Genomic DNA, 23672 nt, shown 5'->3' with positions numbered 1-23672 from the left:
CTTCGGCCAGGTCGGGGTCGTCGCCGACGCGTTCACGCCCGAGGCGGTCCAGGACGGGCTCGGGCGGCTGGTGGAGGGATGGCGCGGCTACGCCGCCGCCGCCTTCGCCGCCGCCCCGGTCTGCCGCGACCGCCACAACGCGCGGTCCTTCGTGAGGGCCATGCTGGCCGCGGCGGAGGGCGTGTGATGACGCCGCGCCGAAGGCCGGATCTTCTACCCGGTAGCGTCCGGGCCGCAAAGCGGCCCCGCGCCGACCGGCGCGAAGCCAAGGACCGCGGAGCGGGCTCGAGCCCAAAGGACCGCGGAGCGGTCCGCCCGGCGTCTGAGGGCTTTACAGAGTTTCCGTCCCGATCCGGGACCGGGAACGGCGGGGAGAAACCCCGCCGCGGGGGCTGGCGGCTGCCGGCGGAATGCGCGGACGGCGCGCATTCGCCCCAAATTAAGCACCTATTAAGCTTTTGTCGCTAGCATGCACCTTGCGGGAGAAAGCCCGCTTAGAATCCAAAATGGAGGCACCACATCATGTCGAACTCGATCAATACCAACATCGGCGCCATGGTCGCGCTGAAGAACCTCAACAGCGTTTCCGACGCGCTGAGCTCGACGAACAAGCGCATCAGCACCGGCTACAACGTCTCCGACGCCTATGACGACGGCGCTTCCTACGCGGTCGCCCAGGGTCTGCGCGGCGACATGGCCGCTCTCGGCGCGGTCAACGAGCGTCTGGCCGTCGGCAAGGGCATGATCGACGTCGCGGTGAAGGCGGGCGAAAACATCTCGAAGACTCTGGTCGACGTGCGGGCCGTGCTGACGAAGCTCGCCGACCAGGCGCTGACGGACGCCGACCGCACCAACTATGAGAACCAGTACGCGACGCTGAAGAACGACATCCTGAACTTCATCCAGGATGCCAAGTACAACAACGTCACTCTGATCAACACCACGGCGAACCAGTCGCTCATCTCGAACGTGGATGGCGGCAACATCACGGTTTCCTCTCAGAACCTGATGTCGAATGTGTTCAGCCAGCTCAGCGCCGCCAACACCTACACCGCGGCGGCGGCCCTGATCGGCTCGACCGGTGCGCTGAACTCGGCGGAGGTCAACCTCGGCCGGGCCATGAACCAGCTCGCGGCCGACGCGCGCCGCATCTCGAACCAGATCAACTTCAACAAGGCGATCAACGACGCCACCAAGACCGGCATGGGCGCCATCGTCGATGCCGATCTGGCGAAGGAGAGCGCGATGCTGCAGTCCCTGCAGGTCAAGCAGCAGCTCGCCTCGCAGGCGCTGTCGATCTCCAACCAGGCACCGCAGGCCCTGCTCGGCCTGTTCCGGTAACCGCTACCGGCGCCGCCCTTCCCGGTCTTCGCCGGGAAGGGCGGCGGTGGCGGCTTCGGGCGGCTTCCGGGCCCCGGTAATCCGTAACGCGAGACTATTCCGGGTCGCAGAATGAGTTCAGGAATCGACGCCTACCGTCAGGCCGCCAGGATGAAGACGGATTTCCGGTCTCAGGAGGCGAACCTGTTCAAGCAGGTCACGTACTCCCTGATCCAGGGAAAGACGAAGAAGGACGGGCTCGACCTCGTCCGGGCGGCGACCGACAACCGGCTGCTCTGGATGACGGTGATCCAGCTCCTCCAGGACGATCAGAACCAGCTTCCCGCGCCGCTGCGCGCCCAGCTGATCTCGATCGGGCAGGCGGTGATCAAGGAAACCGACGACAACATCACCGGCAATCTCGATGTCGACTTCCTGATCGACATCAATACCCAGATCATCGAAGGCCTGCTGGGAGGCGGTGCGCCGGCGGCGGATGCCGGGCAGTCCGCGGCTGCGGCCGCGGCGCAGAAGCCGGCGAACACGTCCGTCTGAGACGGCGCGCGCCAGGGCAGGGGAGGGCCTGATCATGTCGAGCCTCGCGGGTTTCGGGCTTCCGATCCTGACGGTCTACAAGCTCGAGAAGGCCAAGGGCGACAGCGCCTCCGACACCCTCGCCAAGAACGCCAACATCCAGCGCGACATCGAGTATTTCAGCGAGAACGTCGGCAAGGTGAACTCGGTCGACGACCTGTTCGGCGACTACAAGCTGATGTCCTTCGTGCTCCACGCCGTCGACCTCGGCACCGAGATCCAGTTCTCGGGCCGGGCGAAGCGCGCGCTGTCCGAGCGCATGGACGATCCCGACGCGCTGATGAACCGCCTGTCCGACAAGCGCTTCAAGAACGCCGCGCGCGTCCTGGAGCTCGGCGAGACCGGCGTCGCCACGCTGAAGAAGCCGGAGACGATCGCCGAGCTCAAGGACCTCTACGTCAAGATGCGCTACGACGACGACCTGCGTCGCAGCACGCCGGAAGTCAGCTACGCCAAGTACTTCGAGAAGAACGCCGGCGGCATCGAGAACTATTTCGACATCCTCGGCGACGCCCAGTTCCGCGAGGTCGTGACCAAGGCGCTGGGCCTGCCGAAGGAGCTCGCGTACCAGGACATCGACGCCCAGGCCGCCGCGATCGAGCGGCGCCTCAGCCTCGACGACCTGAAGAAGCCCGAATTTGTCGAGAAGCTGACGCAGCGCTTCCTGATCATGGCCGACCAGGAGCGCCAGCAGCAGGGCTTCGGGGCGCAGAGCTACCTGTTGAACCTTTTCGTCTAGGGGCCGGTCCCCGCGGCGCCCCCTTCATCCGTCTGGTGAGAACCGATGCAATCTACCTCCCTGCCGCCGACCATGACCGCCGAAACGGCCGAGACGGCGGGCGCCCTCAAGCAGCGCGCCGCCATCCTGGCGACCCGCGGAGACCATGACGGCGCGGTGGACGCGCTCGACCGCGCGGTCGAGGCGGAGCCCCGGGATGCCGAGACCTTCGCGATGCGCGGCGGCAGCCGTGCCGCGCTCGGCATGCTGAGCGCCGCGGTCGAGGACTTCGCCCAGGCGGTGATGCTGAGCCCGAAGAGCTCCTCCTATCTCGACGCGCTCGGGGTCCATCTCCAGCAGCTCAAGATGTTCGACCAGGCGGTGATGTTCCACGTCAACGCCATCCAGCACGCCCCCGAGCAGGAGCAGCCGCGGCTGTTCGTCAATCTCGGCCGGGCCATGATGGGGCAGGGCAACCACGCGGCCGCGGTCGAGCTGTTCGAGACGGCGCTCGCGGCCGAGCCCGACCTGCACGACGGCACCATCAACCTGACCAACGCGCTGGTCGCGATGGGACAGCACGCGCGCGCCATCGACGTCTGCCGGGTGGCGCTGGAGCGGCGCGAGACGACGGAGCTGTGGCACAACATGGGCTCGGCGCTGAACCGCATGCCCGGCCGCAAGGCCGATGCGGTCGCGGCGTTCGAGCGCGCGATCGAGATCGATCCCGGCAACCGCCGCTCGCGCCACATGCTGGCGCTGCTCAAGGGCGAGGAGATCGAGACGATCCCCTCGGCCTTCGTGTCGGACATGTTCGACGACTACGCCGCCTATTACGACAAGGACGTCGTCGACAAGCTGAAATACCGCGTCCCCGGCCTCCTGCGCCGCCTCATGCTCGATCCGCGGACCGGCAAGTTCCGCTACAAGGCGGTCCTCGACCTCGGCTGCGGGACCGGCCTCGTGGGCGTCATGCTGCGCGACCTCACGGACTACCTGAAGGGCGCCGACCTGTCGCGCAACATGCTGGCGCAGGCTCTCTCCAAGGGGCTCTACGACCAGGTGGAGGTCGTCGACGTCGCCGAGACGCTGGGCAGCGACGACCGCCTCTACGACGCGGTCGTGGCCGGCGACGTCTTCGGCTATCTCGGCCGTCTCGACATGGTGTTCGCGCTGATCCACGCGAAGCTGGAGCCGGGAGGCATCCTCGCCTTCTCGGTCGAGCGCAGCGAGGACGCCGACTACGGCGTCCTGGCGACCGGCCGCTTCTCGCATTCCGACGACTATGTGCGCTCCACGCTCGAGGCCGCCGGCTTCGTGGTCCTGTCGGTGGCGCGCGAGCAGCTCCGCGTCCAGGCGGGCATGCCGGTAGAAGGCATGCTGGTGCTGGCCCGGAAGCCCTGATCCCGATCCCCGGGGGCGCCTTCCTTGACGGTGGCGGCGGGCCGCCCCCATCATCGTCGCGCAGGCGCCCCTTCCATCAGCCGGATGTCCCGATGAGCTACGAGCAGGTCGAAGAGGCTTGGCAGTTGAGCGACGATGCGCGCGACTTCGCCGGCAAGGACGGGGCGGAGCCGACGCCCGCCCGGTACTGGAGGGACCTCTTCGCCGCCCATCCGCTCGTCGACGTCGAGCGGACCGTCGCCGAAGGCGGCGACGCCCCGGAGAAGATCTATCTGAAGTCGCCCTACGGGCTGCAGTGGCGGCAGGAACACCGGGACTGGATCCCGTTCCGCCATGGAGAGATCCCGCCGTTCCGCGGCTGATCGGGGCGGCTGGTCCGGGCGGCCGATATCCCTCGGGGCTCGTTCCGCCGGCGCCCCGTCAGCGCCGCCGCTCGGCCGCTTCCGCCTTCTTGCGGCCTTCCGTCCAGCTCCCGTTGCCGAGATGGCGGTCCTCGTGGCGCATCACCACCTCGGACAGCTTCAGCGCGGGATAGTACTCGCCGCCGACGACCAGCTCGCGGATGTGGTCGAGCGTATCCTTGATGCTCTGGACCGTCGTCGCGGCGTGGAAGTCCTCGACGAGGTGCTTCAGCGCGTCGAGCAGGGGCGGCCGTTCCATGTCGGTCGCCATGTAGCAGTTCTGGATCATGAAATAGATCCGCCGGGCGGGCGTGTTCGCCTCGGCCGGAAGCATGATGTGCTTTTCGGTCAGGAAGGAGCAGTTGTTGAGGAAGACCAGGCTGCACCGGCCATCGGCCTGAATCAAGGCGCCGTTGATGACGATCTTCTCGTCGGGGGCGAGACGAATTTTAAGGGACACGACCGTACCTGCGACCTTCCGGGCCGGCGGCGGGGTGCCCGGCCGGCGCTGCCCCCGAAGGGGGCGGGACGAGAGGAATATGTCGGGACGGTAGGCTGATTACAAGGATTCCATGACGGGCCCGCCGCCTCGCCTCCCGCCGGTCGGCCCGGCGGGAGGCGAGGCATCGCGGCCGGTGCCGCCGTCACCGCAGCTGGAGCAGTTCCTGCAGCATCTGGTCGGAGGTCGTGATGACCTTCGTGCCTGCGGAATACGCCCGCTGCGTGATGATCATGCGCGAGAACTCGTCGGCCAGGTCGACGTTCGAGCTCTCGAGCGAGGAGGGCGAGATCAGGCCGGCGCCGCTGGTGCCCGCCTCGCGCAGGTTGTAGTCGCCGCTGTCCTGCGTCTGGATATAGACGTTGCCGCTGCGCCCTTCGAGCCCGTTCGGGTTCGTGAAGGTCGCGACCGGCAGCTTGTACAGGTTGCGGGTCAGGCCGTTGCTGAAGGACGCGACGACATAGCCTTCCCGGTCGATGCTGACGCCGGTCCTCAGGCCCAGCTCCGCGCCGTTCTGGTCGACGAAGGCGACGCTGTAGTCGGCCGCGAACTGGCTCACGTTGGAGATGTCGACGGCGATCGTCTGGGCCGGGTCGGACCCGTTGCCCCAGTTGATGCCGCCGGTCGTGACGGTGAGCTGGCCGGTCGTGGCGTCGTAGGCGAGCGGGGCCGCGAACGGGCCGGTCGTGTCGACGCCGCCGGTGGTCGGATCGAAGTCGATGGACGTCGCGCCGCCGATCAGCGACGTGCCGCCGGGCGCGTCGAGCACGTTCATGTCCCAGGTGTTCGAGGCGGTCTTCGTGAACTCCAGGTAGAGCTGCTGCGGGCCGCCGAGGCTGTCGTAGACCGTGATCGCGCGGCTGAAATGGGGGGTGGTGCCGCCGGTGGTCTGGTTGGCGTTCAGGTTGAGCGTGACCTCGGCGGCCGAGGTCGGCGCGGTGATGCCGTTCAGGAAGGCGACGTCCACCGGCTCCAGTGTGCTGACGTCGGCGTTGCCCGGCGGCAGGTTGCCGTTGTCGTCGAGGCGCCAGCCGTAGAGATAGAAGCCGTTGGTGTTGCGCAGGAACCCGCGGGCATCCTCCGAGAAGCTGCCCGCGCGGGTATAGAGCGTCTCCTGCGTGCCGGTGGTCCCCCGCTTCACGACGAAGAAGCCTTCTCCCGACACGGCGGCATCCGTGCTCGAGCTGGTCTGCTGCAGGATGCCCTGCTGGTTGATCGTGGTCTGCGTCGACGCGCGCACGCCGCCGGGCGCGTAGGCGGTCGAACGGGTCTCCTGCGTCACGAGGTCGGAGAAGCTCGCGACGTTGCGCTTGTAGCCGACGGTGTTCACGTTCGCGATGTTGTTGGAGATCATGCCCATCGACTGGCTTTGCGCCGAAAGGGCGGACACTCCCGTGAACAATGATCCGAACAGGCTCATGTCAGTCTCCTCGTTTCAGATCCGGCGAGCGCATCCGGGCGCTCCTCGTGCCGGCGGGTGCGGTTGGTCAGGATGCGCTCGCAGCGATCGGTTCGCGGGCGGAACGAACCTGGTAGACCGGGATCTTCTGGTCGCCGATGATCAGGAACGTGTCGCCCCCGACGGCCTCGATCCCCGAGACCGTGCCGTACATGGTCGTCGGCACCTTCAGTGCCTCCTTGTCCAGTCCGGTGGCCGAGACCTCGATGTTGTAGGTGCCCGGGCGGACGGTCTCGCCCTCCTTGTTCTTGCCGTTCCAGACGAATTCGTGCCGGCCTTCCTTGGTCTCGGCGTCGGCGGTGGCGATCAGCTTGCCCGTGGCGTCGGTGATGCGCAGTTTGGCCCCTTCGGCCGCGTCGTCGGGCAGGATGTAGTTGAAGGACAGCGGCTCGCCCTCGTACTTGAACTCTTTGACGTCCATCTCCGCCTCCAGCCCGATGAAGCCGAGCGAGGTGAGGGCGTGGGAGGCGCCCTGCTGGAGGATCATGGTGTCCAGCTTTTCGTTCTGGGAGATCTGCTGCTCGACCTGGCTGTAGAGGACGAGCTGGTTCGTGAACTGCGCCGAGTCCATCGGCTGCATCGGGTCCTGGTACTGGAGCTGCGTCGTCAGCAGGGTCAGGAAGTTGTCGTAGGTGTCGCTCAGCCTGTTGCGGGCGGTCTGGCTCGTCGTCTGGGGCTGAGTGCCCGGGGCGGCGGTGGTGGCGACGTTGCTCATGGTGGGTCCTCTCGCCTTCGGGCTCAGATTCGGATGTCGACGCGGCCGGGGGCGCTCTTGGCACCCGGTCCGGCGGTGAGGGTCAGTGTCTGCGTGCCGTCGTCCGCCGCGGCACCGCCGCGGTTGCGCGACTTGGCGAATGCCTGGTGGAAGCCGGCGAAGTTCCGCTCGCCCTCGCCGCCGTCGCGCAGGCTGAAGCTCAGGCCCTGGGAGTCCGTCTTCAGGCCGGCCTCCTGGAGCGCCTTCTCCAGCGTCGGCGCGTCGCGCTGCAGCAGGCCGAGCGTCTCCGCCCGGTCCGCGACGATCATGGCCTGGACGGTCCCGTCGCTGCGGAAGTCGAGCTTGACCTCGACGGTGCCGAGCTCGGCGGGGCGAAGCTGGATCGTCATCCGGTCCGCGCGTCCGTCGGCCATGCGCGACAGCGTCACGCTCACCATCTGGCTTGCGGGGTGGGGCGGGTTCGCCGGGCCGTGTCCGGCGGAGGGGGCGAAGCCGGACGACGACGTGCCGGCGGTCGGCTCCCCGGCCGCGCGGATCGCGCCGGGGGCGACCGCGGCGGCGGCATCGCTGCCCGGCGTCGGTGCGGCCGGCGCGGCCGGCGCGGCCGGTGCGGCCGGCGGCTCGACGGCGGCCGGCGCCGGCGCGCTCGCGGTCCGGAGCGCCGGCCCGGCGGCGGCATCCTGTGACGGCCGCGCCGACGCTTCCGGGGCATCCGGACCGGTTCCGGAACGGGCGGCCTCGATGCCGCTTTCCTCGCGCAGCACGTTGCCGGACCGGTCGGCATCGCGCGCTCCGGACCTGCCGTCGCCGCGCCCGTCGCCCGTGCCGGCTCCGTCGCCGCCATGCGGCAGGGTCGCGGCCTTGGCCTCGGCGCCGCCGTTGCCGGCGGGGCGGGCCGGTTCGGCGCCGGAACCGTCCTCGGCCGCGGCCTCGGCCGCTGCCGGGGGCGCGGCGCCGGCCGCTGCCGGCGGCGTCGTGCCGGCGGCGGCCGCTGCCGTCGCCGAGGGGACCGTCACGCCGGCATCCGGCGCGACGCCGTGAGCCCCGTTCTGGGCCGCCGGCGCCGGTCCGGCGGTGCCGGCCGCGTCCGTCCGCGGCGGTGCGCCGGTCATGGGAAAGGATGGCTCCATGCCCGCGTCGGCGGAGGCTCCGTTCCCGGTGTGCCCCTCGGCGCCGCCCATGTCCTCCGCATCCCCGGTGCCGGGAAGACCCTCGGCGCCCTCGGTGCCGGGAAGACCCTCGCCGTCTCCGGTCGGCATCGGCTCGGCCAGGGGCTGCTGCCATTGCAGCGCCAGGCCGCCCGCCAGTTCGGCCGTCGCCGGGCTGCCGGCGGTCTCCAGCAGAAGGCCGGGCTGGACGAGCGCGCCCATCCCGTCGGTGCCCTTGCCGGAACCGTCATCGGCCGCCGGCTCTCCCGCGGTCGGCAGGCCCGGTTCGGACGGACCGAGGAAGCCCTCGATCAGCGCGAGGAAGGCGCCGGCGGCGCCCGAGGACTGGCCGGTGTCGCCCGAGCCCTTGGGGAGCTGGGGCGTAGGCATCTGGAAGATCGGAATGCTGTCCACGGGCTCCTCACGCGGCAAGTGGCAGGGAGACGACTGCAAGCGGTGGGCCACTTTCAAATCTCCACCAACCCCTTGATTTTCCGCCGTTTTTTCGGCATCGGCCGTTTCTTCCCACGGGACGGGGCAAAATCTGCCCGCCGAAGCGGGGGTGGCGCGGCAGCTTTCGCCCCGTGACGGCGATGCCGGAAAACGCGAACGGCGCGCCGGTGGGGCGCGCCGTCTTCTCGGGGATGGAATATATCGGAGTGCCGGTATCAGAGCGTGGTGTTGAGGGCGACCGAAAGGCTCGGCAGGGTCGACCCGCCGGTCTGGCCGCGGCGCCCGTAGCCGGTCTTGGCGTAGCCGTTCTCGGCCTGCTGCTGGCGGCGGGCGACGTCGACGACGAGGTCGACGACGCTCTGGGTCAGGCGCTGCGCGTGCTGGAGCGTCTGCGCGTTGTCGGCGGCGGCGGCGGCGAGCCCGTTCCAGACGGCCACCAGCCGCTCCTTTAGGCCGGCCCTGGCCGAGAGATGGGCGGCGAGACGGGCCTTCTCCGTGCGCAGGCCGCCCAGAAGGACCTCGAGCTGGTGCGCCAGCTTCTCCTTGTGCGGGACGAGCGTCTCCAGCTCGCCGGTCCGCCTGTCGCGCACGGCCGCGGTCTCGGTTTCCAGGACGGTGGTGAACTCCGTCATCGTGTCGATGGCCAGTCCCACCGCGCGGTCCATATCGAAGCTCATGGCGTCACATCTCCTGCATCGACAGCAATTGTTTCTGCACCTCGTCCGCGATGCCGAGCCCGCCCGCCTTGACGAGCTGCTTGCCGTACTGCTCCACCAGGAGGGAGCGGTACATCTCCTCCGCGTCGCCGCCGCCGAACATCGGGTCGACCTCGATCTGCTCGAAGACGTGCGTCAGCATCTGGGACAGGAACTGGGCCTCGAAGTCCTCGGCCGCGCGCCGGACCGCGGCCGGCGAGCGGTTGCCGCCCATGAGCGCCGGGTGCGCGCCCGCCGGCGGGGCGGAAGGGGGCAGGGCGGGGGTAACGGTCGTCATCACATCACCTCGATGTCGGCCTGGAGCGCGCCGGCGGCCTTGATCGACTGCAGGATCGTGATCATGTCCCGCGGCCCGATGCCGAGCGCGTTCAGGCTCTCCACCAGCTCCTGCAGGCTGACGCCCGAGGGGAGCACGGCCAGGCGGTTGCCGGACTGCTCGTCGACCTGGATGTCGGTGCGCGGCACCACCGTCGTCTCGCCGCCCTCGCTGAACGGGCCGGGCTGCGAGACCTGGGGCGTCTCGGTGATCCGGATCGTCAGGTTGCCCTGGGCGATCGCGACCGTGCTGATGCGGACGTTCTCGCCCATCACGATGACGCCCGAGGCGTCGTCGATGATCACCCGGGCCGACTGGTCGGGGGTGACGCGGAGCTGCTCGATCTGGGTCATCAGGCCGACGATGTCGCCGCGCCGGCCGTCGGGCACGGTGACCAGCACCGCGGACGGGTCCGTCGCCTGCGCGGCGCCGGCGCCGAGCGCCACGTTGACGGCGGAGGCGACGCGCTGCGCGGTCGTGAAGTCCGGGTTGCGCAGCGACAGGCGGATCACCGGCAGCTCGGCCAGCGCGAACTCGATCTCGCGCTCGACGATGGCGCCGTTGGCGATCCGGCCGGAGGTGGGCACGCCCTTGACGACCTGCTGGCCCTGGCCGCGGGCGCTGAAGCCGGCGACCGCGACCTGCCCCTGGGCGACGGCGTAGACCTCGCCGTCGGCGCCGAGCAGCGGCGTCACCAGGAGCTGGCCGCCCAGGAGGCTCTTGGCGTCGCCGAGCGCCGAGACGCTGACGTCGATGCGCGAGCCCTGGGCCCCGAACGCCGGCAGCGTCGCCGTGACCATCACGGCGGCGACGTTGCGCGTCTTCATGGTCTGGCCGCGGGTGTTGACGCCGAGCCGCTCCAGCATGCCGACCAGGCTCTGCTGGGTGAACGGCGAGTTGTTCAGGGTGTCGCCCGTCCCGTTCAGGCCGACGACGAGCCCGTAGCCGATCAGCATGTTGTCGCGCACGCCCTCGACGTTGACGATGTCCTTGATCCGGGAGTTCGCGACGGCGGGCTGCGCGGCCAGAAGAAGGGCGGCGAGGGCCAGCAGCGCGCCCAGCGTCCGGCGGAGGAGGCGGCGCGTGGCTGCCGGCGTGTCGTTCCTGGTCATCGGCCTGGTCATCGGTCGTGCTGCTCCTGATGCGGTCGCGATCGCCACGAAGCGAATTCCGTGCCAGTCCCGGTTTCCCGCCGGGATCGCCGGGCGCCGGGCGTCGCTGCGCGCCGCGGGCGGCAGGGCGTGCCGGGCGGCACGCCGGGGGGCGGCAGGTTTTGCCGCCGCCTGCCGGCCACCGACCCGTTAACGGCGTGTTAATACGGCCGCGTCAAGCATGGCGTCTGGTACCGCAACGGGACTCTGCCCATGAAGATCGAAGGCCCGGGATCACTGCGCAACGGCTCGACGCGGCGCACCGGCCGCACCGAGAGCGGGCTGGGCGGCGCCTTCGCCCGGGCGCTGCAGGACGCCGGGGAGGCTACGGCGCCCGGCGTCGGCGGACCGGCGCAGGCCGGAGGCGTCAACCCGCTGCTGTCGCTCCAGGAGCTGGAGGACGCGACCAGCGGCCCCCACGGCAAGGCCCGGGCCCGGGGGGAGGCGATCCTGGAGCGGCTGGACGAGATCCGGATGGGCCTGCTGACGGGCAGCATCCCGGCATCCGGCCTGGAGGCGTTGTCGCGGATCATCCAGTCCCAGCGCGCCCAGGTCGCCGATCCCCAGCTGGCCGAGATCCTGGACGAGATCGACCTGCGGGCGCAGGTCGAACTGGCGAAGCTGGCGCAGCCGCGCTGAGCGGCATTCCCGTTTGAAAAGAATCTGTCATTCAGAACAAGGGCTTGCGTATCGGAGGCACCGCCAACCGCAGGGTTGCGGCGAGCGATGCGCCCCCATATACTCCGCCCGCGTTTCGGCAGCCCTTTGGGTTGGGGTGTTCTAGTATGTCGTCACCGTTTCTGCCGCCTGACTACCGGCCGTCCGAAGACGAGCCGTTCATGAATCCGACGATGCTCGAGTATTTTCGCCAGCGACTGCTGAAGTGGCGGGCGGAACTGCTCCAGGAGTCCGAGGAGACGCTGCAAAGCCTCCAGGAAGGCGGCCTGCAGGAAGCGGACATCGCCGATCGTGCGACGCTCGAAACCGACCGGTCGCTCGAGCTGCGCACGCGCGACCGCGAGCGCAAGCTGATCTCCAAGATCGACGCCGCCCTGATGCGGATCGAGGACGGGAGCTACGGCTATTGCGAAGAGACCGGGGAGCCGATCGGCATCCGCCGCTTGGAAGCGCGTCCCATCGCCACCCTGAGCCTCGAGGCGCAGGAGCGCCACGAGCGCCTGGAGCGGACGCACCGGGACGATTGACGGACGGGCGCCCTGGCGCCCGCCCGGCTCGAACGCGGGGAGTGACGATCGGGATGCGGATCGCGAATGCGTTTCTAGGCTTGGCCGCCGCCGTCGCGGTTTCGGCCGCGGGGCTCGACGCCCGTGCCCAGGGCAGGGGCGACCGGCCGCTGGAGGGCATCAACCAGGCCGTGGTGCTCCAGCCGGAGATCGGCTCCAGCCCGGCCAACGCCGAATGCGGCATCACGCCAAGCCTCGTCGGCGACGCGGTGATCGGGCCGGTGATCCAGAGCGGGCTGCGCACCGAGCGGATCGAGATCGCCGCCCCGTTCACGGTGACGACGCCGGGCGTCTACCTCGTGCCCCGCGTCGCGACGCTGCGCGAGGGGAACTACATGTGCATTTCCTGGGTCGGGCTGCGGGCGGTGTCCGTACAGCCGGTGACCCTGCCGGCCACGGGCCTGTCCAAGACGGCCGAGATCCTCCACTGGGAGGGCGGCTATCTTCTCAGCACCGACAGGAGCCGCCATGCCGAGGCGGTGTCGACCGCGATCCAGCGGCTTGCGGGCGAGTTCGGGACGCAGTGGCGCCAGGATCAGCGCTGACCGTCGGCCTTGAACTCGGCCGGCAGCTCGTCGTGGAGGAGGCGCTGCAGGTCCGCGATCGCGGACCAGGCCAGCGCTTCGCCGTAGGGCGCGCCGTCGGGCCGGTGCAGCCCGAACCGCCTGCCGGGCGGCACGCCGTGCTCGCTGACGACCTCGACGAACAGCTTCACGGCGGCCCCGGCCACCGTGGCGGCCGGCATCGCCGCCAGGCTGCGGGCGATCTCCGTGCAGCGCGCGAGATGGAAATCGGCCTCCTCGTCGTCGTCCGCCCCCTGGGCGAGCTGGTGATGCAGCGCGAAGCGCCGCGCCGCCGCGACGATGAGCGCGTCGCCTGACGCCGCACCGGGGATTTCTTCGCAGGCAGCCATCGCGAGCCGTCCGGCGCGTTACTCGCGCCGGATCTCCGCGCGGCCGCGCCCGGACAGCAGCGCCGCCGCGACCGCGAGGACGAGCAGGATCGGCACCGTGACGGCGAGCGCCAGCAAGATGCTGCCGACGATCAGGAACATGATCGCGACGACGACCGCGCCGGCGACGGCCGCGACGAGGATACGCAAGGCTTCCTGAAAGCGCATGAGGCTGCTTCTCCGGCCGGCGCGAGGACGGGCATCACCCGCCCGCGACAACACAACCACACCAGCGCCGGACCGTCAATTCCAGCGCCCGTCACCAGACCGCGAACATTTTCTCTCGTGCAATGAGAGAGGGAGCGGGCGCTCGCGGACCCTCACGCCTCGTCGCGCGAGGCCTTCGCAAAAAACCGGGCCGTCCTCCTCGACGTTTCCGGGGCGCGGAACGGCTCGGTTTGAAAGACGCTTTCAAGGGCGCCCCAACTGTTCGGAGCCACCCCCTCCGGGGGGCTAGGCGGCTCGATGCGCCTCTGGGACGAAGGTCATGCCAAGCGCGGCAAAAGCTTGATCAACCTGATCCCATCGGGAAGCGTGAGAGATGCTTAAGAGCCTGTCTGCGGCCTTCTGGTCGCTCCCAATAGCTCGGGCAAGATCCGCTTTCCGCCAACCCTTCTCACGAAACGCCCGATACAAAAGTACTTTAGTCCAGACTTGCGATGGCAGGGTCAGAGTGGGCCGGTCAGCGGCCGGCGATGGATCCGGAATGTCTTCCAAATCATCGATGTGTGACTGGATCATGGCAAGGGCGGCGCCTAGAAGACGCTTCATGGCTTCTTCGCGCGTTGCCCCCTCATCATGGACCCCTGGTAGGTCCGGCAGGAAAGCAATAACGGTATCGCCGCCCTCGTCGAACTCTACTGGATAGAACATCTTGTGCCCTCCTTGGCAGCAGTGTTCTCATAGATGGTTACCGGATAATTCCGGACTATCGATGAATACATATACTTTGCGCCGGGGCCGGCCTGGATTACTCCAGGCCGACGTCCTTGCGAGTGAGTCCCAGGTCGCTCAGGATCTTGTTCACCAGTCTGTCGCTGATCTCATAGCCCTGCCCGTGAAACGGAATGTGGGACTTTCGACCGTTGTAGACTGCGATCCTGTGACCGCCGGGACCCGACTTAACCTCGCCTCCGATCCGCTTGACAGCGTTGGCGAGAATACGCGGCTTCGTTGGCATTACTCCCTCTCGGTTCGTGACGAGGGGAAGATATGGCAGATGTGCCCCATTGTCAAGTAAAAATAGGGCATATCTGCCTCATGCCGGTCCGCGACGGATCGCCGGAAGGCTCATTCGTGGTGGGCTGTTGCTGCCCGGAAATCCGCCGATGCCTTTGTGCGACCGAGAGGCGGCCCCGCCAAGGGTGACATCATGCTCGCGATGCTCGCCGCGTGGCGCCCCTCGGCCCGCACCGCGATGTCGCCATCCTGACCGAGGGCGGAAGCCCGCGGACATGCAGCAGCCGCTATGTCGAGGGTCCGGGCTATGCCTGCATCCTGACGACGCGCTGTGGTCTCTCGTGGTGGACGGCTGCGCCCTCTCCACGGAATCGATGAGGTGAGCCCGCAGCTCCAGCGGGCCGCCAACATCCTCGCGGTGGTCATTGCATTGCGGCTTTACATTGCCGCCGCGCGGTTGCCCGAGATGGGGCGCGTGATCACCAATGGTACCAGATGGCGGGGGCCTCAGAACGGCATGATGATGTCGAACAGCTGCTGGCCGTAGCGCGGCTGCTGGACGTCGGTGATCTGGCCCCGGCCGCCGTAGGAGATGCGGGCCTCGGCGATCTTCTCGTAGCTGATCGCGTTGGCCGAGCTGATGTCCTCGGGCCGGATGACGCCCACGATCGTCAGCTCGCGCAGCTCGTGGTTGACGCGGACCTCCTGGCGGCCCTGGATCACGAGGTTGCCGTTGGGCAGCACGTCGGTGATGAGGGCGGCGACCTGCAGCTCGATCCGTTCCTGCCGGTTGATCTGGCCGGTGCCGCGGCTGCCCGATGCGCTCGACACCTCGGCGAGGTTGGCCGGGTCGAGGTCGGGGTCGATGGCTCTCGCCAGGTTGTCGCCGAGGCCGAAGAAGGACGGCAGCCCCGCGCTCTCGGAGTTCTCCCGCGCGCGCGACGTCGTGTTGTTGATCTGCGCGCGGTCGTCGATCTGGATCACCACCGTCATGATGTCGCCGACGCGGCTCGCGCGCTGGTCCTTGAAGAACGCCCGCGCGCCCGTCCGCCACAGCGAGTTCGGCTCGCGCATCCCGATCTGCGGGGCCGGCATCGGCAGGCTGACCGGCTGGTATCCCGGCGCCGCCTGCGGGTTCGCGATGTGGCTGATCCCCGGGCCCGAGCCGATCTCCGACAGGCGCTGGGTCGCGTTGCAGGCGCCGAGCCCGGTCGCGCACAGCAGGACCAGCGCGAGACGCAGGGCCGGGCGGGGGGCGGAGAAGGATGCGGTCATGGCGGTGATATCCTGGCTCGGATGCGCGGGTGCGGGCGTCAGAACTGGGCGACGGCGCCGGGGCGGGTGACGGCGACGAGGTCGGGGCCGGTCACGGTCGCCTCGATCGTCCGGTTGCTCATCGTGTTGACGACGCGGACCACGTCCCCCGCCGCACCGTCCTGGAGCACGCGGCCCTGGGCCGTCAGCACCATGGACCGGCTCTCCAGCACGATCGTCACCAGCGCTCCCCGGTTGACGAGGCTCGGCTCGCGCAGGTCGCGCGAGCGGACCGGCGTGTTGGGCGGCAGCGTGCGCCGCGGCGCCATGCCGACGAGGTCGGCGGCGGCCCGGACGACGTCCTCGTTGCCCCGGGCGCGGCGCAGCTCGGTCCAGGCGACGTCGCCCTCGCCGATCGTCTCGCCGGCGCGCACCGACCGGTTCAGGACCGGCACCTCGATCACGGCGGTGGCGCGGCCGGTGACCGGGATGCGCAGCTCGCGGTCCCGCAGGCCGGCGACCACGGTCGCGGCGAAGCGGCCCTGCATCTCGTCGTAGGACAGCGTCTCGACGTGCAGCCGCGGGTCGCTGCCGGCTTCGACGTGCACCTCGAGCAGGCGGTTGTCGAGTTCCACCTCGATCCGTCCTTCGGAGGTGCGCTCGGACAGCGCCTCGGCGACGGCGATCTGCACGTCGACCGCCCGGATCGCGGTGCTGGCCCGGGTCAGGACGATGGCGTCGCGCGCCGTGGCCGGGCGCCAGTCCAGCCCGACGCTCCGCGCGATGCGGCTCAGGTAGACGGCGTCGTACACGGCGCGGCGGCCGGGCTCGGGCGCCGGGCCGACGACCCGGTCCGCCGCGGCGCCGGCGCCGTCGAAGATGTCCCCGACCGTGATGCGGTCGCTCTCGATGCCGGCGTCGGAGCGCAGCGTCGCCGCCTGGGCCGTGACCGCGAAGACGAAGAGGACCGCCGCGGTCACCATCACGAGGATCTGTTTCATGTCGGCCTCCCTCCTCAGCGCATCTGCGACACGGTGTTCATCATGTCGTCCGTCGTCCTGATCACCTTGGAGTTCATCTCGTAGGCGCGCTGCGCCGTGATCAGGTTCGTGATCTCCGACACGATGTTGACGTTCGAGGTCTCCAGCGAGCCCTGGCGCAGACTGCCGAAGCCGGGCCCGCCGGGGTTGCCGACGACCGCGTCGCCCGAGGCGGGCGTGTCGCGCAGCAGGTTGTCGCCGACCGCCTCCAGCCCCGCGACGTTGGCGAAGGTCGCGATCTGGATCTGGCCGACGTTCTGCGGCTCCTGCTGGCCGTCGATCTTGACCAGCACCTCGCCGCTGGCGTTCACGGTGATGGCCGTCGCCTCGGCCGGGATCACCAGCCCGGGCAGCACGGTGTAGCCGTCGGGAGTGACGATCGTCCCTTCCGCGTTCATCTGGAACGAGCCGGCGCGGGTGTAGGCCGTGTTGCCGTCCGGCAGTTCGACCTGGAAGTAGCCGTGCCCGTTGATCGCGAGGTCGAGCGGGTTGTCCGTGACCTGCAGGTTGCCCTGCTCGTGGATGCGGTAGACGGCCGCGGCCTTGACGCCGACGCCGACCTGGATGCCCGACGGCACGATCGTGCCGGCGTCGGAGGAGGTCGAGCCGACCCGGCGCTGGTTCTGGTACAGCAGGTCCTGGAACTCCGCGCGCTGCCGCTTGAAGCCGGTCGTCGCCATGTTGGCGATGTTGTTCGAGATCACTTCGACGTTGAGCTGCTGGGCCAGCATGCCCGTCGCGCCGATTGCCAAGCTCCGCATGGTGCCGTCTCCTTCCCGATGGTCAGCCGACGCGCGTCAGGCGCCCGATGGCGTTGCGCTGGCGTTCGTGTTCCGCCTCGATCAGGCGCTGGTTGCTCTGGTACTGGCGCAGGACCTCGGTCATCTGCGTCATCTCGACGATGCCTTGCACGTTGGAGCCCTCGATGGCGCCCTGGACCAGCTTCGTGCCCTCGGCCGCGACTTCCGGCTCCTCCGTGGTGTAGAGGCCGCCGCCGAGCTCGGTCATGAACTGCTCGCGCTCGAAGTTCACCACCTTGATCCGGCCGAGCGGGCCCTGCTCGGTGGAGATGGAGCCGTCGCCGGCGATGCGGATGTCGGCGGCGCCCTGCGGGATCTGGATCGGGCGGTCGCCGTCGTCGAGCACCGGCAGGCCGTTGACGTCGACCAGCCGGCGGTCCGGGTCGAGCTGGAACCGGCCGGCGCGGGTGTAGCGTGGCCCGTCCACCGTCTCGACCACGAAGTACCCGCGGCCGTCCAGCGCCACGTCCAGGGGGTTGTCGGTCCGGCTGACCGGCCCGTCCTCGAGGTTGCGCAGCACGGCCATGTCCTTGACCATGGACAGCGGCTTGCTCTGCTGGCCCGGCCCCGAGCCGGCCGGCGTCAGGAACTCCACGAACATCATCCGCTGCTGCTTGTAGCCGGGCGTGTTCAGGTTCGCGACGTTGTTCGCCGTGACGTCCATCTGGCGGCGTAGCGCGTCCTGCCGGGAGAGCGCGATGTAGATCGGGTTTTCCATCGCCGTTGCCTGCCTCGCTTCCTGCGGTCCGGTCCATGGGGAATGGCCGTGTCCCGTCCGTCGGGATGCAGGCCGCGTGCCAACCCCCGTGCCGACCTGCGTTCCGCCCCGGATCGGGGCTGCGGGAGCGCCCGGAAACGGCCGGCGGACAGCCTTGCCCGGCAGAAATTTCCGGACGGGCGGCAAAAAGCGGGACGGCGGCGCCGATCTGCTCCAAAGTGGTGAAAGGACTTGTTAACTATCCGTTAGGTAAAGTCCGACGCTCAGGTACGGGTTCAGCTCGGTGGGGCAGGCGGGAAGATGACGGCGCATGCCATGGATGGCGATTCCGGCGGGCAATCGTTCGATCAGCTCCCGCGGCGGAAGTTCAGCGGCAAGAAGCTCGTCCTCTTCATCGTGCTTCCGCTGCTGCTGCTGGTCGGCGGCGGGGCGGCCGTGTATTTCAGCGGCGTCCTGGACGCGCTGGCCGGCGGCGAGGAACAGGCCGCGCTCCCGGCGGAGCCGGTGCCCCCGGGGCCGGGGGTCTTCTTCGACCTTCCCGACCTGCTCGTGAACCTGAACAGCACCGGCAACCGGCGCCAGAACTTCCTCAAGATCAGCGTCTCGATCGAGATCGCGCGCCAGGAGGACGTGCCGGCGCTGGAGAAGGTGCTGCCGCGCATCGTCGACAACTTCCAGGTCTATCTGCGCGAACTGCGGCTGGACGACCTGCGCGGCTCCGCCGGCATCTACCGCCTGCGCGAGGAGCTGCTGATGCGCATCGGCGCCGCCGTGGCGCCGGTCAAGGTCAAGGACGTGCTGTTCCGTGAGATGCTGGTTCAATAGGGCGCGACGATGAGCGATCCCAGGCTGCAGGGGCTGAGCGAGGAGGAGAGGCTCGCCGCGGAGTGGGCGGCGCTCGCCGACGGCGACGGCAGCGGCGACGGCGGCGACGGCGAGGAAGACTTCGGCGGCGGCTCGACCCGCGTCCTGAACCAGGACGAGATCGACAGCCTGCTCGGCTTCGACACCGACGGCATGGGCGACGGCGACAATTCCGGCATCATGGCGCTGGTCAACTCGGCGCTCGTCAACTACGAACGCCTGCCCATGCTGGAGGTGGTCTTCGACCGCCTCGTGCGCATGATGTCGACCAGCCTGCGCAACTTCACCTCCGACAACGTCGAGGTCAGCCTCGACCAGATCTCCTCCGTCCGCTTCGGCGACTACCTGAACTCGATCCCTCTGCCGGCCATGCTGTCGGTCTTCAAGGCCGAGGAATGGGACAACTACGGCCTGATGGTCGTCGACAGCGCGCTGATCTACTCGATCGTCGACGTGCTCCTGGGCGGGCGGCGCGGCACGGCCGCGATGCGCATCGAGGGGCGGCCCTACACCACGATCGAGCGCAACCTCGTCGAGCGCATGGTGCATGTCGTCCTGTCCGACCTGTCGGCGGCCTTCGACCCGCTGTCGCCGGTCACCTTCCGGTTCGACCGGCTGGAGACGAACCCCCGCTTCGCGACCATCGCGCGCCCGGCAAACGCTGCCGTGCTGGCGAAGCTGCGCATCGACATGGAGGACCGCGGCGGCCGGCTCGAGCTGCTGATTCCCTACGCCACGCTCGAACCGGTACGGGAATTGCTTCTCCAGATGTTCATGGGTGAGAAGTTCGGCCGCGATTCGATCTGGGAGACCCATCTCGCGAGCGAGCTGTGGCTGACCGACGTGCAGATCGGCGCCGTGCTGGACGAGATCACCATGTCGCTCCACGAGGTGCTGAACTGGCGCGTCGGCAGCCGGATACTGCTGAACGCCGCGCCGGACGACCCGGTGGAGCTGCGTTGCGGAGACGTGCCGATGTTCGAGGGGCGCATGGGGCGCAAGGGCGGCCACATCGCCGTCCGGATCGAGCGGGAGGCGCCCAAGGACGAGGATCGCAGATGAGTGCTTTGGCCCTGGTCCTGGACATCGTGGTGGTCGTCCTGCTGGTGGTGACGATCGGCTACGCCATCAATCTCAACCGCCAGCTCGTCCGCCTGCGCGACAGCAAGGCGGAGCTGGAGGACCTCGTCCGCGGCTTCGCCGAGGCGACCGAGCGCGCCGAGGCCGGGGTCGAGGGCATGAAGCGCATGGCCGGCGAGGCCGGCGAGCGGCTCCAGGCCACGGTCGACCGCGGGCAGGCGATCCGCGATGAGCTTCAGTTCATGGTCGAGGCCGCCGACAGCCTCGCCAGCCGCCTGGAAGGTACGATCAGCCACCACCGCCCCGCCGCCCAGGCGGCCCCCCAGCAGCCGGCTTCCCATCAGGCGCCGCCGGCCCGCCCGGCGCCGCGCGCCCCGGCGGCGGAACCGCCGTCCCCCGTCGCCGCGGACCCGCGCCGCCGGCCCGCCGACCCGGCCGCCGCCGAGGCCCGCTCGCGGGCCGAGCGCGAGCTGATGCAGGCCCTCGAGCAATTGCGCTGATACGGTCATGACGACGCGAAACGCCACTCCCCGCCGTCCCGCGCCCGCTTCCGGCCCGGCTCCCGGCCCGGCCCCCGACCGCGGCTCGGCCCAGACCGCCGCCGACCGGCTCGGCGCCCCCCGCCCGGCGGCCTCGGCACCCAAGCCGGCGGCACCCAAGCCGGCGGCACCCAAGGCCGCCGCACCCAAACCGGCACCCAGGCCGGCCGCAGCCAAGCCGGCGCCTCCCAAGGCGGCGCCCGCCGACATGGCGCCTCAGCCGCGCCGCGCCGCGGGCTCGCGCCCGTTCTTCGGGCTGCGGCGCGGCCCGATGCGCCTGCGGCTGATCCCGCTGCTGATCTTCGTGGCCGTGCTGATGCTCGGCGTGCGCGTCGGCGACGTCTTCGTGGCGCTGACCCGGGGCCGGCAGGTCGACCTGGTGACGACCTCCCAGGCCCAGGGCGCCGGCGAGCCGGGGGCCTCCGCCCCGGCGGCGCAAGCGGCGGACCCGTCGCCGCAGCCGGCGATGCCGCCGCTGCCGTCCCTGGCCGGGACGCGGATCGAGCCCGCGGGCGCGGCCGACCCGCTTGCGGGGCAGCAGGACGGCACGCTCCGGGCGGAGCTGATCCAGCGCCTGTCGGAGCGGCGGGACGAGATCGACCGCCGGGTCAGGGAGGTCGAGCAGCGCGAAGCCCTGCTCGCCGCGGCCGAGCAGCGCATCGACCAGAAGGTGACGGAGCTGTCGCAGCTCCGCTCCGACATCGAGAAGCTGCTGAACCAGGTCGACAAGCGCCAGGCGGCCCAACTCGACAGCCTGGTCAAGATCTACGAGACGATGAAGCCGAAGGAAGCGGCGCGCATCTTCGAGGAGATGGACATGCCGGTCCTGCTGAGCGTGCTGGAGCGGATGAAGGAGGCCAAGAGCGCGCCGGTCCTCGCCGCGATGGACCCGGTGAAGGCCAAGGACGTCACCGCCGAGCTGGTCGACCGCCGGGCGCTGCCGCCCGGCGTCCAGCAGGCCGCCCGGCCCTGACCGTCCAGCCCTGACCACCCGGCCCTGACCGCCCGCCCCAACGAGGAACCCGTTCGATGAAGTCAGGCACTGCGGCGAGGACGCTGGACGCGGAGATCGGCGCCGCCCGCGAGGAGGCCCGCCGGCCGCTCGACAGGGCGGAGGTGGCCGACATCGTCGCGTCGGTCCTGCACAGCATGGAGGGCGACGTCTCCTCCCTCGACCTCAAGCTCTACGCCGAATTGGAGGCGCTGGCGCGCTACATCCAGCACGCCAAGCGGGAGATCGCGCAGATCCGCCCCGACGACCTCGCGGCGGAGCACATCCCGAGCGCGGCCGGCGAGCTCGACGCGGTCGTCGGCGCCACCGAGGACGCGACGAACCGGATCATGGATGCCTGCGACGCGATCCAGGCCGTCGCCGACGGGCTCGACGAGCAGCCGCGCGCGGCCCTCGTCGACGCGGTCACGCGCATCTTCGAGGCGTGCAATTTCCAGGACGTGACCGGCCAGCGGATCACCAAGGTGGTCAGGACGCTGAAGCACATCGAGCGCAAGATCGAGGTCCTGGTCGAAGCCCTCGGCGAGGAGGTGTCGCGCACGAGGCCGACCTCGGCCCCCGAGCCGCGGGGCGCCGCCGCCGAGCCGGCGGACGACGACCGTCACCTCGTCAACGGGCCGGCGCTGCCCGGCCAGGGCATCGACCAGAGCGAGATCGACCGTCTCCTCGCGAGCTTCGACTGAACGCATGAGCCGCCGGGGCCGCATCTCCGCCCGCCTGCTCGCGGCGACCCTCCTCGGGCTCGCCTCTAGCACCTTGGCGGGCACCACCTCGGCCGGCGCCGAGCCGGTCGGCCTGCGCGCCTGGGCGCAGGACGGCTTCGGGCGCATCGTGTTCGACTGGCCGCAGGCCGTGGAGTTCGACGCGGCGGTGGAGGGCCGGCGGCTGCGCATCCGCTTCGACCGGCCGGCGGAACTCGCCGTCGCCCCGGTGCTCGGCGCCATCCCCGCCTATGTCGCCGGCGGCACGATCGAGGCGGACGGCAGGACCGTCGTGTTCGACCTCGCGCAGCCGGTGACGCTCCGCAGCTTCCGCAACGGCCCGTCGGTCGCCTTCGACCTCGTCTCCGCGGCCGCGACCGGGGCGGCGCCGGTCGCCCCGGCCGAGAGGCCGCCGCCGTCACCGCCGGCGGCACCGGTCGCGGCCGCGCCCGCCCAGGCGGCGCCGGCCGGGCAGGCGATCCGGGTGCGCGGCGGGACCCATCCCGACCGCGGCAGGCTCGTCTTCGACTGGACGCGGCCGGTCGACTACACGGTCGAGCCGGGCGCGACCTCGGTCAGGATCGTCTTCTCGCAGCCCGGCACGGCCGACCTCGCGAAGGTGCGGCGCTCGCCGCCCCGCAACGTCGCCTCGGTCGAGCAGGACGCCGATGCGGGCCGGCTGGCCGTCACGATCGGCATTCCCGAGGGCGGCACGGTCCGCCATTTCCGCAGCGGCCCGTCGGTGGCGCTCGACATCCTCGACCCGCCGCGGGGCAGGGCCGCCGCCGCCGCCGCTCCTGCGGCTAAGGCGCCAGCCGCCGCTCCGGCGGCAAAGGCATCAGCCGCCGCTCCGCCGGCCGAACCTTCGTCCGGGCCGCCGCCTGCGCCCACGGCCCGGGACGAGGCTCCGCCCCCCCGCGCGGCACCGACGACGCCGGTGACGACGACCGGGGCGCTGCCCCCGCCGGCCGGCCAGGAGCCGGCGCTCGCGACCATCTCCGTCGACCCCGGCCAGCCGATGGCGGCGGCGGTCTACATGCGCGGCGGGTTCCTGTATCTCGTCTTCGACGGCCCGTTCCCCGCCGGCGTGGTCCCGGTGGTGGAGGCGGCCGGCCGCCGCGTCGGCGGGCCGGAGATCCTGCCGATCCCCGGCATCGCCGGGTTCCGGATCGCGGTGCCCGACGGCCTGGAAGCGGACGTCCGCGCCGAGGGGACGGCCTGGCGCGTCCGCCTGCGCCCGCCCGGGGCAACCGCGGCGGCCTCGCTGCCGGTGCTGGCCCAGCCCGATTTCCTGCTCGGCTCCCGCGTGCTCGTGCGCGCGCCCTCGGCGGCCACCGTGGTCCCGGTCGAGGACCCGTCGGCGGGCGACAGGCTGCTGGTGGTGCCCCTGCGCGA

General features: G+C 70.2%; 28 protein-coding genes and 1 pseudogene. 15 read left to right on the top strand and 14 right to left on the bottom strand.

The features are described 5' to 3' along the window. The 6 genes from VGO20_RS08990 to VGO20_RS08965 all read left to right on the top strand — a co-directional run. On the top strand, nucleotides 1–187 hold a 187-nt coding region (locus VGO20_RS08990), incomplete at its 5' end, for a hypothetical protein (protein ID WP_327501986.1). 335 nt (nucleotides 188–522) lie between these two features. Next, nucleotides 523–1341, top strand: coding sequence for a flagellin N-terminal helical domain-containing protein (locus VGO20_RS08985; protein ID WP_327501985.1), 819 nt, complete (start codon nucleotides 523–525; stop codon nucleotides 1339–1341). 111 nt (nucleotides 1342–1452) lie between these two features. Then, nucleotides 1453–1875, top strand: coding sequence for a flagellar biosynthesis regulator FlaF (locus VGO20_RS08980; protein WP_327501984.1), 423 nt, complete (start codon nucleotides 1453–1455; stop codon nucleotides 1873–1875). Nucleotides 1876–1909: 34 nt separating this feature from the next. Then, the gene (locus VGO20_RS08975; RefSeq protein ID WP_327501983.1) at nucleotides 1910–2653 is read left to right on the top strand and encodes a DUF1217 domain-containing protein; all 744 of its coding nucleotides are present in this window, start codon (nucleotides 1910–1912) and stop codon (nucleotides 2651–2653) included. 45 nt (nucleotides 2654–2698) lie between these two features. Then, on the top strand, nucleotides 2699–4036 hold the full coding sequence (locus VGO20_RS08970) for a tetratricopeptide repeat protein (RefSeq protein ID WP_327501982.1): 1338 nt from the start codon (nucleotides 2699–2701) through the stop codon (nucleotides 4034–4036). A gap of 92 nt (nucleotides 4037–4128) precedes the next feature. Next, nucleotides 4129–4398: a hypothetical protein gene (locus tag VGO20_RS08965; protein ID WP_327501981.1), complete on the top strand. Its 270-nt coding sequence runs from the start codon at nucleotides 4129–4131 to the stop codon at nucleotides 4396–4398. Between the two features lie 58 nt (nucleotides 4399–4456). Here VGO20_RS08965 and VGO20_RS08960 read toward each other — a convergent pair whose 3' ends face one another. The 7 genes from VGO20_RS08960 to VGO20_RS08930 all read right to left on the bottom strand — a co-directional run bounded on the left by VGO20_RS08960 (nucleotide 4457) and on the right by VGO20_RS08930 (nucleotide 10867). After that, the gene (locus VGO20_RS08960) at nucleotides 4457–4897 is read right to left on the bottom strand and encodes a flagellar biosynthesis repressor FlbT (protein WP_327501980.1); all 441 of its coding nucleotides are present in this window, start codon (nucleotides 4895–4897) and stop codon (nucleotides 4457–4459) included. A 184-nt stretch (nucleotides 4898–5081) separates the two neighbouring features. Next, a complete protein-coding gene (locus VGO20_RS08955; RefSeq protein ID WP_327501979.1) occupies nucleotides 5082–6356 on the bottom strand; it encodes a flagellar hook protein FlgE in 1275 nt (424 codons plus the stop codon). Between the two features lie 67 nt (nucleotides 6357–6423). Beyond that, the gene (locus VGO20_RS08950; protein WP_327501978.1) at nucleotides 6424–7110 is read right to left on the bottom strand and encodes a flagellar hook assembly protein FlgD; all 687 of its coding nucleotides are present in this window, start codon (nucleotides 7108–7110) and stop codon (nucleotides 6424–6426) included. A 23-nt stretch (nucleotides 7111–7133) separates the two neighbouring features. Next, a complete protein-coding gene (locus VGO20_RS08945) occupies nucleotides 7134–8672 on the bottom strand; it encodes a flagellar hook-length control protein FliK (protein WP_327501977.1) in 1539 nt (512 codons plus the stop codon). 254 nt (nucleotides 8673–8926) lie between these two features. Then, nucleotides 8927–9388, bottom strand: a complete 462-nt coding sequence (gene flgN / locus VGO20_RS08940; protein ID WP_327501976.1) for a flagellar export chaperone FlgN — start codon at nucleotides 9386–9388, stop codon at nucleotides 8927–8929. A 4-nt stretch (nucleotides 9389–9392) separates the two neighbouring features. Continuing rightward, nucleotides 9393–9704: a rod-binding protein gene (locus VGO20_RS08935; RefSeq protein WP_327501975.1), complete on the bottom strand. Its 312-nt coding sequence runs from the start codon at nucleotides 9702–9704 to the stop codon at nucleotides 9393–9395. Then, a complete protein-coding gene (locus VGO20_RS08930; RefSeq protein WP_327501974.1) occupies nucleotides 9704–10867 on the bottom strand; it encodes a flagellar basal body P-ring protein FlgI in 1164 nt (387 codons plus the stop codon). The genes VGO20_RS08935 and VGO20_RS08930 overlap by 1 nt, the downstream gene beginning before the upstream one ends. Nucleotides 10868–11107: 240 nt before the next feature. Between VGO20_RS08930 and VGO20_RS08925 the strand changes: the two genes are divergently transcribed. The 3 genes from VGO20_RS08925 to VGO20_RS08915 all read left to right on the top strand — a co-directional run bounded on the left by VGO20_RS08925 (nucleotide 11108) and on the right by VGO20_RS08915 (nucleotide 12683). Further along, on the top strand, nucleotides 11108–11533 hold the full coding sequence (locus VGO20_RS08925) for a flagellar assembly protein FliX (protein WP_327501973.1): 426 nt from the start codon (nucleotides 11108–11110) through the stop codon (nucleotides 11531–11533). Nucleotides 11534–11679: 146 nt separating this feature from the next. Continuing rightward, nucleotides 11680–12099, top strand: coding sequence for an RNA polymerase-binding protein DksA (gene dksA / locus VGO20_RS08920; RefSeq protein WP_327501972.1), 420 nt, complete (start codon nucleotides 11680–11682; stop codon nucleotides 12097–12099). A gap of 53 nt (nucleotides 12100–12152) precedes the next feature. Then, nucleotides 12153–12683 carry a hypothetical protein gene (locus VGO20_RS08915; RefSeq protein WP_327501971.1) on the top strand — a complete coding sequence of 177 codons (531 nt, stop codon included), beginning with the start codon at nucleotides 12153–12155 and terminating at the stop codon, nucleotides 12681–12683. Here the strand turns inward: VGO20_RS08915 and VGO20_RS08910 are convergent. The 7 genes from VGO20_RS08910 to flgF all read right to left on the bottom strand — a co-directional run bounded on the left by VGO20_RS08910 (nucleotide 12674) and on the right by flgF (nucleotide 18081). Further along, nucleotides 12674–13051, bottom strand: coding sequence for a hypothetical protein (locus VGO20_RS08910; RefSeq protein ID WP_327501970.1), 378 nt, complete (start codon nucleotides 13049–13051; stop codon nucleotides 12674–12676). The two genes, VGO20_RS08915 and VGO20_RS08910, sit on opposite strands and share 10 nt — an antisense overlap. An 18-nt stretch (nucleotides 13052–13069) precedes the next feature. Continuing rightward, the gene (locus tag VGO20_RS08905) at nucleotides 13070–13258 is read right to left on the bottom strand and encodes a hypothetical protein (RefSeq protein ID WP_327501969.1); all 189 of its coding nucleotides are present in this window, start codon (nucleotides 13256–13258) and stop codon (nucleotides 13070–13072) included. 285 nt (nucleotides 13259–13543) lie between these two features. Further along, nucleotides 13544–13963, bottom strand: coding sequence for a type II toxin-antitoxin system HicB family antitoxin (locus tag VGO20_RS08900; protein WP_327501968.1), 420 nt, complete (start codon nucleotides 13961–13963; stop codon nucleotides 13544–13546). Between the two features lie 813 nt (nucleotides 13964–14776). Beyond that, nucleotides 14777–15544 carry a flagellar basal body L-ring protein FlgH gene (flgH, locus tag VGO20_RS08895; RefSeq protein ID WP_327501967.1) on the bottom strand — a complete coding sequence of 256 codons (768 nt, stop codon included), beginning with the start codon at nucleotides 15542–15544 and terminating at the stop codon, nucleotides 14777–14779. A 38-nt stretch (nucleotides 15545–15582) separates the two neighbouring features. Further along, nucleotides 15583–16524 (bottom strand): flagellar basal body P-ring formation chaperone FlgA, encoded by a 942-nt coding sequence (gene flgA, locus VGO20_RS08890; protein WP_327501966.1) that lies wholly within the window; start codon nucleotides 16522–16524, stop codon nucleotides 15583–15585. A gap of 14 nt (nucleotides 16525–16538) precedes the next feature. After that, complete coding sequence (gene flgG / locus VGO20_RS08885; protein WP_327501965.1) at nucleotides 16539–17324, bottom strand: flagellar basal-body rod protein FlgG; 786 nt, start codon at nucleotides 17322–17324, stop codon at nucleotides 16539–16541. Between the two features lie 22 nt (nucleotides 17325–17346). Further along, nucleotides 17347–18081 carry a flagellar basal-body rod protein FlgF gene (gene flgF, locus VGO20_RS08880; RefSeq protein WP_327501964.1) on the bottom strand — a complete coding sequence of 245 codons (735 nt, stop codon included), beginning with the start codon at nucleotides 18079–18081 and terminating at the stop codon, nucleotides 17347–17349. A gap of 300 nt (nucleotides 18082–18381) precedes the next feature. Here flgF and VGO20_RS08875 point away from each other — a divergent pair, with 300 nt between their 5' ends. From VGO20_RS08875 to VGO20_RS08850, 6 genes and pseudogenes are all read left to right on the top strand, one after another. Beyond that, nucleotides 18382–18906 carry a flagellar basal body-associated FliL family protein gene (locus VGO20_RS08875; protein ID WP_327501963.1) on the top strand — a complete coding sequence of 175 codons (525 nt, stop codon included), beginning with the start codon at nucleotides 18382–18384 and terminating at the stop codon, nucleotides 18904–18906. A 9-nt stretch (nucleotides 18907–18915) separates the two neighbouring features. Beyond that, on the top strand, nucleotides 18916–20007 hold the full coding sequence (fliM, locus tag VGO20_RS08870; protein ID WP_327501962.1) for a flagellar motor switch protein FliM: 1092 nt from the start codon (nucleotides 18916–18918) through the stop codon (nucleotides 20005–20007). After that, nucleotides 20004–20525: a DUF6468 domain-containing protein gene (locus VGO20_RS08865; protein WP_327501961.1), complete on the top strand. Its 522-nt coding sequence runs from the start codon at nucleotides 20004–20006 to the stop codon at nucleotides 20523–20525. The genes fliM and VGO20_RS08865 overlap by 4 nt, the downstream gene beginning before the upstream one ends. Nucleotides 20526–20532: 7 nt before the next feature. Beyond that, a complete protein-coding gene (locus VGO20_RS08860) occupies nucleotides 20533–21537 on the top strand; it encodes a MotE family protein (protein WP_327501960.1) in 1005 nt (334 codons plus the stop codon). A 56-nt stretch (nucleotides 21538–21593) separates the two neighbouring features. After that, nucleotides 21594–22259, top strand: a complete 666-nt coding sequence (locus tag VGO20_RS08855; RefSeq protein ID WP_327501959.1) for a protein phosphatase CheZ — start codon at nucleotides 21594–21596, stop codon at nucleotides 22257–22259. Nucleotides 22260–22263: 4 nt separating this feature from the next. Next, nucleotides 22264–23672 (top strand): annotated as a pseudogene (locus VGO20_RS08850) (hypothetical protein); the annotation flags it as partial.

Origin of the sequence: Arenibaculum sp., from assembly GCF_035998295.1 — a bacterium.
In the GTDB taxonomy this organism is placed as follows: domain Bacteria; phylum Pseudomonadota; class Alphaproteobacteria; order Azospirillales; family Azospirillaceae; genus DASYHS01.
The sequence above is the reverse complement of the archived record's forward strand: the minus strand, read 5'-3'. Positions and strand labels throughout refer to the sequence as shown.

Bases quoted from the DNA above. Each gene is read 5' to 3' on its own strand.
- VGO20_RS08965 (WP_327501981.1), top strand. From the start codon at position 4,129: ATGAGCTACGAGCAGGTCGAAGAGGCTTGGCAGTTGAGCGACGATGCG.
- flgF (WP_327501964.1), bottom strand. From the start codon at position 18,081: ATGGAAAACCCGATCTACATCGCGCTCTCCCGGCAGGACGCGCTACGC.
- flgH (WP_327501967.1), bottom strand. From the start codon at position 15,544: ATGACCGCATCCTTCTCCGCCCCCCGCCCGGCCCTGCGTCTCGCGCTG.
- VGO20_RS08860 (WP_327501960.1), top strand. From the start codon at position 20,533: ATGACGACGCGAAACGCCACTCCCCGCCGTCCCGCGCCCGCTTCCGGC.
- VGO20_RS08935 (WP_327501975.1), bottom strand. From the start codon at position 9,704: ATGACGACCGTTACCCCCGCCCTGCCCCCTTCCGCCCCGCCGGCGGGC.
- dksA (WP_327501972.1), top strand. From the start codon at position 11,680: ATGTCGTCACCGTTTCTGCCGCCTGACTACCGGCCGTCCGAAGACGAG.
- flgA (WP_327501966.1), bottom strand. From the start codon at position 16,524: ATGAAACAGATCCTCGTGATGGTGACCGCGGCGGTCCTCTTCGTCTTC.
- VGO20_RS08930 (WP_327501974.1), bottom strand. From the start codon at position 10,867: ATGACCAGGCCGATGACCAGGAACGACACGCCGGCAGCCACGCGCCGC.
- VGO20_RS08900 (WP_327501968.1), bottom strand. From the start codon at position 13,963: ATGTTCTATCCAGTAGAGTTCGACGAGGGCGGCGATACCGTTATTGCT.
- VGO20_RS08905 (WP_327501969.1), bottom strand. From the start codon at position 13,258: ATGCGCTTTCAGGAAGCCTTGCGTATCCTCGTCGCGGCCGTCGCCGGC.
- VGO20_RS08875 (WP_327501963.1), top strand. From the start codon at position 18,382: ATGACGGCGCATGCCATGGATGGCGATTCCGGCGGGCAATCGTTCGAT.
- VGO20_RS08925 (WP_327501973.1), top strand. From the start codon at position 11,108: ATGAAGATCGAAGGCCCGGGATCACTGCGCAACGGCTCGACGCGGCGC.
- VGO20_RS08855 (WP_327501959.1), top strand. From the start codon at position 21,594: ATGAAGTCAGGCACTGCGGCGAGGACGCTGGACGCGGAGATCGGCGCC.
- VGO20_RS08865 (WP_327501961.1), top strand. From the start codon at position 20,004: ATGAGTGCTTTGGCCCTGGTCCTGGACATCGTGGTGGTCGTCCTGCTG.
- VGO20_RS08915 (WP_327501971.1), top strand. From the start codon at position 12,153: ATGCGGATCGCGAATGCGTTTCTAGGCTTGGCCGCCGCCGTCGCGGTT.
- flgG (WP_327501965.1), bottom strand. From the start codon at position 17,324: ATGCGGAGCTTGGCAATCGGCGCGACGGGCATGCTGGCCCAGCAGCTC.
- fliM (WP_327501962.1), top strand. From the start codon at position 18,916: ATGAGCGATCCCAGGCTGCAGGGGCTGAGCGAGGAGGAGAGGCTCGCC.
- VGO20_RS08910 (WP_327501970.1), bottom strand. From the start codon at position 13,051: ATGGCTGCCTGCGAAGAAATCCCCGGTGCGGCGTCAGGCGACGCGCTC.
- VGO20_RS08955 (WP_327501979.1), bottom strand. From the start codon at position 6,356: ATGAGCCTGTTCGGATCATTGTTCACGGGAGTGTCCGCCCTTTCGGCG.
- VGO20_RS08970 (WP_327501982.1), top strand. From the start codon at position 2,699: ATGCAATCTACCTCCCTGCCGCCGACCATGACCGCCGAAACGGCCGAG.
- VGO20_RS08975 (WP_327501983.1), top strand. From the start codon at position 1,910: ATGTCGAGCCTCGCGGGTTTCGGGCTTCCGATCCTGACGGTCTACAAG.
- VGO20_RS08980 (WP_327501984.1), top strand. From the start codon at position 1,453: ATGAGTTCAGGAATCGACGCCTACCGTCAGGCCGCCAGGATGAAGACG.
- VGO20_RS08950 (WP_327501978.1), bottom strand. From the start codon at position 7,110: ATGAGCAACGTCGCCACCACCGCCGCCCCGGGCACTCAGCCCCAGACG.
- flgN (WP_327501976.1), bottom strand. From the start codon at position 9,388: ATGAGCTTCGATATGGACCGCGCGGTGGGACTGGCCATCGACACGATG.
- VGO20_RS08985 (WP_327501985.1), top strand. From the start codon at position 523: ATGTCGAACTCGATCAATACCAACATCGGCGCCATGGTCGCGCTGAAG.